This is a genomic window from Bacillus cereus group sp. N11 (assembly GCF_016483605.1).
GTDB lineage: Bacteria > Bacillota > Bacilli > Bacillales > Bacillaceae_G > Bacillus_A > Bacillus_A toyonensis.
In genome coordinates, this window is record NZ_JAEHBN010000062.1 from 1 (window position 1) to 346 (window position 346).

A 346-nucleotide genomic window follows, 5' to 3' on the forward strand; every position below is an offset into this window, starting at 1 on the left:
AAAATGACATCTGTTTCAGGAACGAAAACATGGAATGACAACAATGCAACAGATCGTCCAAGCTCAATTCAAGTAGAGTTACTGCAAAATGGAAATTCAATCAAAACACAAGAAGTAACAGCAGTGAATAGCTGGAACTATACGTTTGCAGATTTACCTGCATATGATAATGATGGTAATGCTTATACGTATACCATAAAAGAGCAACCAGTAGCGGGATACAAATCAGAAGTGAATGGCTATAACATTACGAATACAAAAGATGCAAAGACATCTGTTTCAGGAACGAAAACATGGAATGACAACAATGCAACAGATCGTCCAAGCTCAATTCAAGTAGACTTAT

General features: G+C 36.4%; 1 protein-coding gene. It reads left to right on the forward strand.

Features of this window, described 5'->3' with window-relative positions; genetic code table 11:
• Positions 1-346: Cna B-type domain-containing protein (locus JDS98_RS29660; RefSeq protein WP_242481003.1), on the forward strand; the 346-nt coding region annotated here is incomplete at both ends.